The 10831-nt window shown below is 70.8% G+C and carries 8 protein-coding genes, 4 tRNA genes and 1 pseudogene; 6 read left to right on the top strand and 7 right to left on the bottom strand.

All coding sequences use genetic code 11. From position 1 onward, the window contains the following. The 4 genes and pseudogenes from J7E91_RS24960 to J7E91_RS24945 form a co-directional block, all read right to left on the bottom strand. A pseudogene (locus tag J7E91_RS24960) lies at nucleotides 1-311 on the bottom strand (hypothetical protein); the annotation flags it as partial. Nucleotides 312-494: 183 nt separating this feature from the next. Next, nucleotides 495-857, bottom strand: a complete 363-nt coding sequence (locus tag J7E91_RS24955) for a CrcB family protein (RefSeq protein WP_214908465.1) — start codon at nucleotides 855-857, stop codon at nucleotides 495-497. Beyond that, the gene (locus J7E91_RS24950) at nucleotides 854-1300 is read right to left on the bottom strand and encodes a CrcB family protein (RefSeq protein WP_214908475.1); all 447 of its coding nucleotides are present in this window, start codon (nucleotides 1298-1300) and stop codon (nucleotides 854-856) included. The genes J7E91_RS24955 and J7E91_RS24950 overlap by 4 nt, the downstream gene beginning before the upstream one ends. 35 nt (nucleotides 1301-1335) lie before the next feature. Beyond that, a complete protein-coding gene (locus tag J7E91_RS24945; protein ID WP_028815096.1) occupies nucleotides 1336-1698 on the bottom strand; it encodes a metallopeptidase family protein in 363 nt (120 codons plus the stop codon). Between the two features lie 86 nt (nucleotides 1699-1784). On the opposite strand from J7E91_RS24945, the gene J7E91_RS24940 reads away from it, so the two are divergent. The 5 genes from J7E91_RS24940 to J7E91_RS24920 all read left to right on the top strand — a co-directional run bounded on the left by J7E91_RS24940 (nucleotide 1785) and on the right by J7E91_RS24920 (nucleotide 3967). Further along, complete coding sequence (locus J7E91_RS24940; protein WP_251016209.1) at nucleotides 1785-3365, top strand: metallophosphoesterase; 1581 nt, start codon at nucleotides 1785-1787, stop codon at nucleotides 3363-3365. 79 nt (nucleotides 3366-3444) lie between these two features. Then, nucleotides 3445-3517, top strand: a tRNA-Glu gene (locus tag J7E91_RS24935). Between the two features lie 39 nt (nucleotides 3518-3556). Further along, a tRNA-Asp gene (locus J7E91_RS24930) sits at nucleotides 3557-3631 on the top strand. Between the two features lie 22 nt (nucleotides 3632-3653). Beyond that, nucleotides 3654-3730 (top strand) — tRNA-Phe (locus J7E91_RS24925). Nucleotides 3731-3890: 160 nt separating this feature from the next. Beyond that, a tRNA-Phe gene (locus J7E91_RS24920) sits at nucleotides 3891-3967 on the top strand. Between the two features lie 37 nt (nucleotides 3968-4004). Here J7E91_RS24920 and J7E91_RS24915 read toward each other — a convergent pair. The 3 genes from J7E91_RS24915 to J7E91_RS24905 form a co-directional block, all read right to left on the bottom strand. After that, on the bottom strand, nucleotides 4005-4841 hold the full coding sequence (locus J7E91_RS24915) for a cytochrome c biogenesis CcdA family protein (RefSeq protein WP_214908461.1): 837 nt from the start codon (nucleotides 4839-4841) through the stop codon (nucleotides 4005-4007). Then, complete coding sequence (locus J7E91_RS24910) at nucleotides 4838-5590, bottom strand: DsbA family protein (protein ID WP_214908459.1); 753 nt, start codon at nucleotides 5588-5590, stop codon at nucleotides 4838-4840. Before J7E91_RS24910 ends, J7E91_RS24915 begins: the two co-directional genes overlap by 4 nt. A gap of 655 nt (nucleotides 5591-6245) precedes the next feature. After that, nucleotides 6246-6713, bottom strand: a complete 468-nt coding sequence (locus J7E91_RS24905) for a hypothetical protein (RefSeq protein ID WP_214908456.1) — start codon at nucleotides 6711-6713, stop codon at nucleotides 6246-6248. Nucleotides 6714-6897: 184 nt separating this feature from the next. Here J7E91_RS24905 and hrpA point away from each other — a divergent pair, with 184 nt between their 5' ends. Continuing rightward, nucleotides 6898-10818, top strand: coding sequence for an ATP-dependent RNA helicase HrpA (gene hrpA, locus J7E91_RS24900; protein ID WP_214908455.1), 3921 nt, complete (start codon nucleotides 6898-6900; stop codon nucleotides 10816-10818). The last annotated feature ends 13 nt before the right edge of the window (nucleotides 10819-10831 follow it).

The following is a 10831-nucleotide window of genomic DNA, read 5'->3' as shown; positions in this document are numbered from 1 at the left end:
GGCGTGTCCTGCGTCGGCGTCGGCACGCCGGGGCGCGGCTTCGGCCGGGGGCCGTCACGCCGGGGCGGGGCCTGGCCGCTCTTCGACGGCGCGGCCGAGGCGCCCGGCGACGCGCCGGGACTCGCCGAGGGATCATCCACCGCCTTGCCGTCGTCCGCCTTCTCGCCGCCGTCGCGGCCGGCTTCGGACCGCCCGCCCGTACGGCCGATTCCCGTCCCGGTCCGCGCCTGCCCGCCGTCGGGTTCCGCCGCCGCGGCCCCCTGCCCGGCCGCCGAACGGGACGGCGCCGGTTTGCCTCCCTCGTCGCTCACGCTCATGCATCCCGCGGACGCCGCGACCGCGAGGGCGGCGGCGGCCAATCTGACAGGAGCAAATCGGGCAGGCGGGAGCAACTGGCGCACGGGCGGCACCTCCGGGGCACGGCGGGCGGGATTTCACTGCCCAACTCCCTTTGGCCCACAAGAGACACGCAAGGAGGCGCCCCCCGCGGACCGCTACTCCACCAGCCCCCGCGCGACATCGAACCCGAGAAAGACCGCGCCGAGCCCCACCAGCAGTGACGCCCCCACATTGGCCACCGCGAGGAACTTCCAGCCGCGCTCCGCCAGCCGCAGCGTCTCGTAGCTGAAGGTCGAGTACGTCGACAGAGCCCCGCACAGCCCGGTCCCGAGCAGCGCGTACGTCCCCGAGGACACCAGCGCCCCCGTCAGCACCCCCAGCAACAGGCTCGCCCCCGCGTTGACCACGAACGTCCCCCACGGGAACACCGAGTCGTGCCGCACCTGCACCGCACGGTCCGTCAGATACCGCAGCGGCGCCCCGACGGCCGCCCCCACCGCCACCAGCAGCCAGTTCACGAGGCGGCCCCCGCCCGCGCCACGGCCGCCCGCGTCACCGCCACGCCGGCCCACACCGCACCCAGCGCCCCCGCGAGCGTGCCGGCGGCGTACCCCATCGCGGTGAGCGCGTCCCCCCGCTCCAGCAGCCGCGCCACATCGACGGCGTACGTCGAGAAGGTCGTGAAGCCACCGAGCACGCCGACCCCGAGAAACGGCCTGAGCAGCGCGTGCCCCCGGCCCTGCTCGCTCACCAGCACCATCAGTACGCCGATCAGCGCGCAGCCCACCACATTGACGCCGAAGACCGTCCACACGCTCCCGGGCCACAGGACCACCGCGCCGTACCTCGCCAGCGCCCCCAGGACACCGCCCGCGGAGATCGCCGCGAGCACCCGCCACTTGCCGCGCCCGGCGGTCTCGGCGCGGTGCGCGGGCACATGGAGATCGACATCGGGGTCGATCACGCCATCAGAACCGGTCGCGTGGCTCAGCCGGCTCACCCGTACCCCAGTGCGTGCAGCCGCTCGTCGTCGATCCCGAAGTGGTGCGCCACCTCGTGGACGACGGTGATCTCCGTCTCCGCGACGACGTCCTCGCGGGACTCGCACATCCGCAGCGTCGGCCCCCGGTAGATCGTGATCCGGTCCGGCAGCACACCCGCGTACCACTCGCCACGGTCCGTCAGCGGGGTCCCCTCGTACAGTCCGAGCAGGTCCGGGCCGTGGTCGGGGTCGTCCGTCGCCGGCTCGTCCTCCACGAACACCGCGACGTTGTCCATCAGTCGCGTCAGCTCCGGCGGGATCCTGTCCAGCGCCTCGGCGACCAGTTCCTCGAACTCCTCACGCGTCATCTCCAGCACCCGGCCATTGTCACGTAATTCCGTGCGATGGGGTGGGGTGAGTTCCGCCGGGCATGGGCCGCCGCCCCCATGGGCATAGGGGACCAATGGCCCGCGCCCCTTTTCGTGCCACGAAGGCCCGCCTGCTGACCCAGCTGCCGTCCCGACTGCAACGCCACTACCGCTCCCGCACCACCACCCCCACCAGCACCCTCACCCACACCCCGCATCCCTACGCGCGGGCCCTCGGCCTCGCCGCGGTGGTGCTCTGCGGCGCCTGGCTCGGCCTACTGATCGTCGGCAGCGTCCGTACGCCGGTCGGCCCGATGGACACGACCATGACGCTCCGCGCGTCCGCCGCCGGCGGCACGAAGATCAACGTCTCCCCGCTGGGCGCCCTCGAACTCGACACACACGTCGCCCCCGTCCGCCTCGACGTGGACGTCGACCAGCTCGACCCGGTCCGCTCCCAGGCCCTCGTCGAGCACCCCGAACGCCTCTCCGGCCTCCAGGAAGAGATCACCCAGGACGTAGCCGACGGCACGACGGACCTGGCCGTACGCTCCTGCGTCGCCGTCGTGTCGGGCGCCACCGCCCTCGGCCTCGCCGTCTACCGGCGCCCGCGCCGCGCCCTGGCGGCGGGCGGCCTCGCGCTCGCCCTGCTGACGGCCTCGGGCATCAGCGCGTACGCCACCTGGAACCCGAAGTCGGTCCTGGAGCCGAAGTTCTCCGGCCTGCTCTCCTCCGCACCCTCGGTGGTCGGCAACGCGCGCAGCATCGTCAGCGAGTTCGACGTCTACCAGAAGGAGCTGGCGCGGCTCGTCACCAATGTGACGAAGCTGTACGACGCCACCTCGACTCTCCCCACCTACCAGCCGGACCCGGCCACGATGCGTGTCCTGCACGTCTCGGACATCCATCTCAACCCGGCGTCGTGGCACATCATCGGCTCGCTGGTCGAGCAGTACGACATCGACGTGATCATCGACTCCGGCGACACGATGGACCACGGCACGGCCGCCGAGAACGGCTTCCTCGACCCGATCTCCGACCTCGGTGCCCCTTACGTCTGGGTGCGCGGCAACCACGATTCGCTCGCCACCCAGCGCTACCTCGAACGGCTCAAGGGCGTCCACGTCCTCGACGAGGGCAAAGCGGTGACGGTGGCGGGCCTCCGGGTGGCGGGCACGGGCGACCCGCAGTTCACCCCGGACCGCTCCGTCGCGGCGCAGGGCGACCCGGCCGAACGCATGGCGGGCATCCGCCTCGCCTCGGCCCTGCGCGACCAGAAGCGGGCCGGCACGCCCGTCGACATCGCGGTGGCGCACAACCCGGTGGCGGCGCGCGAGACGGACGGCACGGTTCCGCTGGTCCTGGCGGGGCACGTCCACAACCGCAAGACGGAGGTGCTCAAGCATGGCACCCGCCTCAAGATCGAGGGTTCGACGGGCGGCGGCGGTCTGCGCGCGCTGCAGAACGACGAGCCGGAGAAGGTGCGTACGTCGGTGCTCTATCTGGACCGTACGACCAAGCGGCTGCAGGCCTGGGACGAGGTCACGCTGGGCGGCCTGGGCCTGACGACTGCCGAGGTCAGCCGCCACCTCCCGGCCGAGAACAGGCCCGGAGCACCCCCTTCCGCCACCCCCTCCCCCACCCCTTCGCCGACCTCCCCGTCACCCTCCCCGTAAAGCGTTTTGGCGAACGGTCCCGCCATCCCATATGCTTCTCACGTCCCCGACGCGCTGCAAAGCGCCCAGGCGGGCTCTAGCCCTCATCGTCTAGTGGCCCAGGACGCCGCCCTTTCAAGGCGGTAGCACGGGTTCGAATCCCGTTGGGGGCACGCACAACCGTGTGCGAGACTTGTTCTCGCACCACGCTTGGTCCTGTGGAGCAGTTTGGAGTGCTCGCCACCCTGTCAAGGTGGAGGCCGCGGGTTCAAATCCCGTCAGGACCGCTGCGGATCGAAAGATCCGAGTGGCTGGGTAGCTCAGTTGGTACGAGCGATCGCCTGAAAAGCGATAGGTCGCCGGTTCGATCCCGGCCCCAGCCACCACCTCGAAGGCCCCGTCCACCGGACGGGGCCTTTCGCGTTCCGCCACCACCCAAAAAAGGCCGCTCGCCGCCCTGCCAAGGTGGGAGGCCGCGCCCGCGGCGCAGCCGCAATCGGGTACAGCAAATCCCGTCAGGACCGCTGCGGATCGAGAGATCCGAGTGGCTGGGTAGCTCAGTTGGTACGAGCGATCGCCTGAAAAGCGATAGGTCGCCGGTTCGATCCCGGCCCCAGCCACCACCTCGAAGGCCCCGTCCACCGGACGGGGCCTTTCGCGTTATCCCTCCTCCGCGGGTGCCTTGCGGCGTCGGGCGCGCAGGGCGAGCGCCACGGCCACCACCGCCACCACTCCGGTGAGCAGTACGGCGTCGGGGACGGACTCGCCGAGGCCGCTCACCCACTGCTCGACGGCGAACGAGTCGTCCACGTCCAGGAGACCGGGCAGGGCCGTAGTCCCGTCGAGCACGAGGAAGAGCGCGCCCAGGGCAACGAAGAAGAGCCCGGACAGCAGCGACGTCGTGTGCAGCTCGAAGCGCCCCACCTTGAACGCCCGCCCCCGCAGCCACTGCCGTCTCCCCAGTTCGAACCGCTCCCAGAGCAGCGCGAGCACGAACAGCGGCACGGCCATGCCCAACGCGTAGACGGCCAGCAGCAGTCCGCCGTACACCGGACTGCCACTGACGGCCGCGACCGTCAGGACGCTGCCGAGGATGGGGCCCGCGCAGAAGCCCGCCAGGCCGTAGACGGCGCCCAGCGCGTACACGGAGACCGCCGTCGTCGGCCTGATCCGACCCGACAGAGCGGCGATACGGCGGGACGCGAAGCCCATGCCGAGGATCTGCGCCACGCCGAGCGCGATGATCAGCCAGCCACCGGCGAGGACGAGCTGGTCGCGGTGCCCGTAGAAGAGCCGCCCGGCGTACGAACCGGCCGCGCCCAGCGGTACGAGGGTGGTGGCGAGGCCGGCGTAGAAGATGCCGGTCCTGGCCGTCAGCCGTGACGTCGAGTCGATCGAGTACGCGAAGAAGGCGGGGAGAAGCAGGGCGCTGCAGGGACTGAGCAGGGCGAGGAGCCCGCCGAGGAAGGCCGCGAGATACCCGATGTCGGCGCTCACTCGCCCGCCTTCGCGGTCTTCGCCGCCGCTTCGATGGCCGTGGTGAAGGTTTCGGCGGGCTGGGCGCCGGCGATCGGCCTGCCGTTGACGAGGAAGGACGGCGTGGAGGTGGCACCCAGCTGGTACGCCTCCTCCTGGTCCTTCTTCACGGCCTTCGCGGCGGCTTCGCTGCCCGTGTCCCGGCTGAAGCGGGCGATGTCCTCGACCCCCGCCTCCTCGGCCAGCGCCTTGAGCCGGGCGTCCCCGAACCCCTTCTCCTTGGCACCGTCGGCGTAGGCGGCCGCGTGGAACTGCCAGAAGCGGCCCTGCTGCCCGGCCGCCCAGGCCGCGCGGGCCGCCGCTTCGGACTCCTTGCCGAAGATCGGGAAGTTGCGCCATTCGATGCGCAGGGTGCCGTCGTCGACGTACTTCTTCACGAGGGCGGGCTCCGTGTCGCGGGCGAACTTTCCGCAGTAGCCGCACTTGAAGTCGGCGTACTCGATGAGCACGACGGGCGCGTCGGCCCGGCCCTGCGCGAGCGAGTCCTCGGGGTCGCGCCGGGCGAGCTTCGCGAGCTCCGGGTAGACACCGGCCTGCGGATCGGCGGAGACCTCGGCGGCGGGCGCGTCGGCGGAGACGGTGGTGCGGGTCTCGCCGGGCTTGGTGGCGGTGTACGAGACGACGCCGAGCAGGACGGCTGCGGCGGCGACGGCCGCGCCGATGGCGATGCCGCGGCGGGCGGAGTTCTTGGGTGAGGAGGAAGAGCTCATGGGTGTTTCGGTGCTCCTGAACGGGATGCGGGAGGGAGGTGGGATGCGGGAGGTGGAGGTGAGGGGGCGGGCGCGGGTGGCTGGCGGCGCGGAGAGCCGGGAGCCGGGAGCCGGAAGCCGGAAGCCGGGCGGGGCCATTCCCCACCCCGCCCCTTCCCGAACGGGGCTCGGCCCCGCCCCGGTCCTCGAACGCCGGACGAGCTGAGGAGGCGGCGGACCATCGCCGCCGCACGGAAAGGCTCCAGCCGAGGCGATGAGGCCCGACCGAGCCCACCGACACCGGTCCCGCCACTGCCACTGCCACTGCCACCGGCACCGGCACCGGCAAGCCTTACCGGCCGGGCGGCGCACGGCCGGCAGGCCGGGCCCGGCCGGGCAAGGTGGCCGGTCTTGCCTGAAGGCAATCCCCGCCGGGCAACTCAAGCCCGCGCAGAAAACTGAACCGTGCCGGCAAGCCGGAATCTGCCGGCGGGACGGAACCGGGCCAGCCGGCCCGCCCGGCAAAGCCGAGGCCGGTCGGCGGATCAAGTCCTGGGTGGGCCTATCCAGCCCGTCCGGCGTTTGAGGACACGCCCGGAGGGTGTCCGGGGGTCCGGGGGCTCGCCCACGGTTCGGGAAGGGGCGGGGTGGGGAAAGAAGCCCCGCCGGGCGGCGCCTAGACGCGCAGGATCGAGAGGTCTATCGGCGTCGGGGGATCCAGCGGCGGTGGCCGGTGTTCCGGTGAGGGATGCGGAGCCAAGGCGTCGGCGCCCCAGGAGGCCGCCCCGGCCCTGGCTTCGTGGAGGGCCGGCATCAGCTCGTACGCCGCCCCACCGCGCGGCGGAGCCGCGGGCGTGTTCGCCATGCCGTCCCGGTGGCTCTCACGGCAGCCGGGCTCGTCGGAAGCAGGCGCCGTGGCCGCGGCCATCACCGTCGCGACCGGAGCTTCGGCGACCGAGGCTTCAGCGACCGGAGCTTCGGCGGCCGGAGCTTCGGCGGCCGACACGCGCCCGCCCGCCGTGTCCGTACACAGCAGCAGCACCGCCACCGCGAGCAACGTCCCCAGCAGCACGCTCACCATCTCCCCGGGCGCCGCAGTCGCCGCGGTCACCGCGCTGCGGCTCTGGCGGCTGGCCTGGGGCATGGGGGCTGGATCTCCTGTCCGGGACGACGTCCGGTAAAGCGTAAAGGCTCCGGCGGCGCCGCCCCGGAGCGCCCCGCCCCGAGCGCCCCGCTCCCCTCTCCCGCCCGCGCCCCCGACCCCATGCCCCACCCCCGCCGAAATGGGTTCGCCAGTCGCGACCGGCGGGTGAGATCCTGAATCAGGTATGTCTACTTCCTTCGCCGACCTCCAGACCGTGCTCGGGGGGCTGCCGCTCCGCGACGCCCACCGGCTCGGCCGCCGTCTCGACGGCGCCCGTCGCATCCGCAAGCCCGAGGCCCGCCAGGCCGTACTGGACGAAATCGCCGACGAGGCGGAGAAGTCCGCCGCCCGTCTGGCGCAGCGTGCTGCCCGGATGCCGGAGATCACGTATCCGGAGTCGCTGCCGGTCAGCCAGCGCAAGGACGACATCGCCGAGGCGATACGCGACCACCAGGTCGTGATCGTCGCGGGCGAGACCGGCTCCGGCAAGACGACGCAGATCCCCAAGATCTGCATGGAGCTCGGCCGTGGCGTGAAGGGCATGATCGGCCACACCCAGCCCCGCCGCCTCGCTGCCCGCACTGTCGCCGAACGCATCGCGGACGAGCTGAACACCCCGCTCGGCGAGGCGGTCGGCTGGAAGGTCCGGTTCACGGATCAGGTCAATCCGGAGGCGACCTTCGTCAAGCTCATGACGGACGGCATCCTGCTCGCCGAGATCCAGACGGACCGCGAGCTGCGCGCGTACGACACGATCATCATCGACGAGGCCCACGAGCGGTCGCTCAACATCGACTTCCTCCTCGGCTACCTCGCCCAGCTTCTGCCCAAGCGCCCGGACCTCAAGGTCGTCATCACCTCCGCGACCATCGACCCCGAGCGCTTCTCCCGTCACTTCGGCGACGCGCCCATCGTCGAGGTCAGCGGCCGTACGTACCCCGTCGAGGTCCGGTACCGCCCGCTCCTCGAAGAGGACAGCGACGACTCCGACCGCGACCAGATCACCGCGATCGCCGACGCCGTCGACGAGCTCCAGGCCGAGGGGCCCGGCGACATCCTCGTCTTCCTCTCCGGCGAGCGCGAGATCCGCGACACCGCCGACGCGCTCAACAAGAAGAACCTGCGGCACACCGAGGTCCTCCCCCTCTACGCCCGCCTCTCGCACGCCGAGCAGCACCGCGTCTTCCAGCGCCACACCGGCCGGCGGATCGTCCTCGCCACCAACGTCGCGGAGACCTCGCTCACCGTCCCCGGCATCAAGTACGTGATCGACCCGGGCACCGCCCGCATCTCGCGCTACAGCCACCGCACCAAGGTCCAGCGCCTGCCGATCGAGCGGATCAGCCAGGCCAGCGCCAACCAGCGCAAGGGCCGTTGCGGCCGTACGTCCGACGGCATCTGCATCCGGCTGTACGCCGAGGACGACTTCCTCACCCGGCCCGAGTTCACCGACGCCGAGATCCTGCGGACGAACCTCGCCTCCGTCATCCTCCAGATGACCGCCGCCGGCCTCGGCGACATCGAGAAGTTCCCGTTCATCGACCCGCCGGACCACCGCAACATCCGCGACGGCGTCCAGCTCCTCCAGGAGCTCGGCGCGCTGGACCCGGCGGAGAAGGACCCGAAGAAGCGGCTCACCGAGCAGGGGCGCAAGCTCGCCCAGCTGCCCGTCGACCCGCGCCTCGCCCGCATGGTCCTCGAAGCCGACCGCAACGGTTGCGTGCGCGAAGTCATGGTGATCGCCTCCGCACTCTCCATCCAGGACCCGCGCGAGCGCCCGTCGGACAAGCAGCAGCAGGCGGACCAGCAGCACGCCCGTTTCAAGGACGAGACGTCCGACTTCCTCGCGTTCCTCAACCTCTGGCGGTACGTCCGCGAGCAGCAGAAGGAGCGCGGCTCCTCCAGCTTCCGCCGGATGTGCAAGTCGGAGTACCTCAACTTCCTGCGCATTCGCGAATGGCAGGACATCTACACCCAGCTCAGGTCCGTCGCCAAGCAGATGGGCATACATGTCAACGAGGACGACGCGCCCGAGCTGTCCGTGCACCAGTCGCTGCTCGCCGGACTCCTCTCCCACATCGGCCTGAAGGACACCGAGAAGAACGAGTACCTCGGCGCCCGCAGCGCCAAGTTCGCGATCTTCCCCGGCTCGGCGCTCTTCAAGAAGCAGCCCCGCTTCATCATGTCCGCCGAGCTGGTCGAAACGTCACGCCTGTGGGCACGGGTCAACGCGAAGATCGAGCCCGAGTGGATCGAACCGCTCGCCCAGCACCTCCTCAAGCGCACGTACAGCGAGCCGCACTGGGAGAAGGACCAGGCGGCCGTCATGGCGTACGAGAGGGTCACGCTGTACGGCGTCCCGATCGTCGCCCAGCGCAAGGTCAACTACGGCCGGATCGATCCGGAGACCAGCCGCGATCTTTTCATTCGCAACGCACTGGTCGAGGGCGACTGGCGTACGCACCACAAGTTCTACGCCGACAACCGCAAGCTCCTCACCGAGGTCGAGGAACTGGAGCACCGCGCCCGCCGCCGCGACATCCTCGTGGACGACGAGACGCTCTTCGACTTCTACGACCGGCGCATCCCCGAACATGTCGTTTCCGGCGCGCACTTCGACTCGTGGTGGAAGCACAAAAAGCGCGAAGAGCCCGAACTTCTCGATTTCGAGCGCGAGATGCTCATCAACGAGAAGGCCGGGGCAGTCACGAAGGACGACTACCCGGACTCCTGGCGACAGGGGAAGCTCAAGTTCCGGGTGACTTACCAGTTCGAGCCCGGCGCGGACGCGGACGGCGTGACCGTCCACATCCCCCTCCAGGTCCTCAACCAGGTCACTTCCGAGGGCTTCGACTGGCAGATCCCCGGTCTGCGGGAAGAAGTGGTCACCGAGCTGATCCGCTCCCTCCCCAAGCCGATCCGCCGGCATTACGTCCCGGCGCCGGACTACGCCCGCAAGTTCCTGGAGCGGGCGGCGCCGCTGCAGGAGCCGCTGCCTCTCACGCTCGCGCGCGAGCTGAAGCGGATGGTCGGCGTCCCGGTCGAGGCCGACGACTTCGATCTCTCCCGCGTCCCCGATCACTTGAAGATCACGTTCCGGATCGTCGACGAGCGTCGCAAGAACCTCGCCGAGGACAAGGACCTGGAGGCCCTGCGGCTGAAGCTGCGCCCCAAGGCCCGCCAGGCACTCTCCAAGGCCGCCGCCGCCACCGCGGGCCCGACGGGCGAGTCGGTCGAACGTACGGGCCTCACGGACTGGACCATCGGCACACTCAGCCGCGTCTTCGAGACGAGGAGAGCCGGACAGCCTGTCCGGGCCTACCCCTCCCTCGTCGACCAGGGCGAGAGCGTCGCCGTACGGCTCTTCGACACCGAGGCGGAGCAGCAGCAGGCGATGTGGCGCGGCACGCGTCGGCTCATCCTGCTCAACATCCCGGTGAATCCGGCGAAGTTCGCCTCGGACAAGCTCAGCAATCAGCAGAAACTGGCCCTTTCCCGCAATCCGCACGGCTCGATCCAGGCGCTCTTCGACGACTGCGCCACCGCTGCCGCCGACAAACTGATCGCGGACCACGGCGGCCCGGCCTGGGACGAGGAATCGTTCCGGAAGCTGTACGACAAGGTCCGCGCCGACCTCGTGGACGCGACCGTACGCACGGTGAACCAGGTCCAGCAGATCCTGGCCGCCTGGCAGGCCTGTGAGCGCCGCCTGAAGGCCACCAACAGCCTGACCCTGGTCAACAACGTCGCCGACGTACGCGACCAGCTGGCGGCCCTGGTGCCGGCCGGGTTCGTCACGAAGACGGGGCTGCGCCGGCTGCCCGATCTCATGCGCTATCTGGTCGCGGTCGACCGCAGGCTCCAGCAGATGCCGACGGCCGTCCAGCGCGACACCACGCGCATGGAGAAGGTCCACGAGATGCAGGACGAGTACGCCTGGCTGCTGGAGCAGCTGCCGAAGGGCAGGCCCGTGCCGCAGGGGGTTCTGGACATCCGCTGGATGATCGAGGAGCTGCGGGTGAGCTACTTCGCGCACGCCCTGGGGACGCCCCAGCCCGTCTCCGACAAGCGGATCGTCAAGGCGATCGACGCCGCGGCGCCGTAACTCCTCCGTCGCC

The organism is Streptomyces sp. ISL-99, assembly GCF_018614005.1.
In the GTDB taxonomy this organism is placed as follows: Bacteria; Actinomycetota; Actinomycetes; order Streptomycetales; family Streptomycetaceae; genus Streptomyces; species Streptomyces flavidovirens.
This window is presented reverse-complemented; position numbering and strand designations above follow the sequence as displayed.